The organism is Sphingomonas sp. 10B4 (assembly GCF_035019905.1).
GTDB lineage: Bacteria > Pseudomonadota > Alphaproteobacteria > Sphingomonadales > Sphingomonadaceae > Sphingomonas > Sphingomonas glacialis.
Window position 1 is genome coordinate 1 of sequence record NZ_JASJVC010000293.1, and the last position, 276, is coordinate 276.

At 44.9% G+C, this 276-nt stretch carries 1 protein-coding gene; it reads right to left on the bottom strand.

Annotation, left to right across the window (positions count from 1 at the left end; translation table 11 throughout):
- Window positions 1-263, bottom strand: a 263-nt coding sequence (locus QN347_RS19870; protein ID WP_323494408.1) for a glycosyltransferase, incomplete at its 3' end; no start/stop codon positions are given.
- Between the last annotated feature and the right edge of the window lie 13 nt (window positions 264-276).

Below are 276 nucleotides of genomic sequence, written 5' to 3' on the forward strand. Positions count from 1 at the left end.
GCATATTGTAAAAACGAGCGCGTGGGCATGTGATCACAATCAAAAATAGCGACGTACTCACCAGTCGTTCTTGCAAGTGCAGCGTTGACGTTGCCAGCTTTCGCATGCTTATTGTCAGAACGGGTAAAACACTTAACACCAACGGATTCGGCGAAGACTTGAAACTCAGGACGACGTCCATCGTCAAGGATGTAGATATTAAGTTTATCTTTAGGCCAATCAATACCTAATGCGGCCAGCACGGTAGGCTTTACCACACTCATATCTTCGTTATAT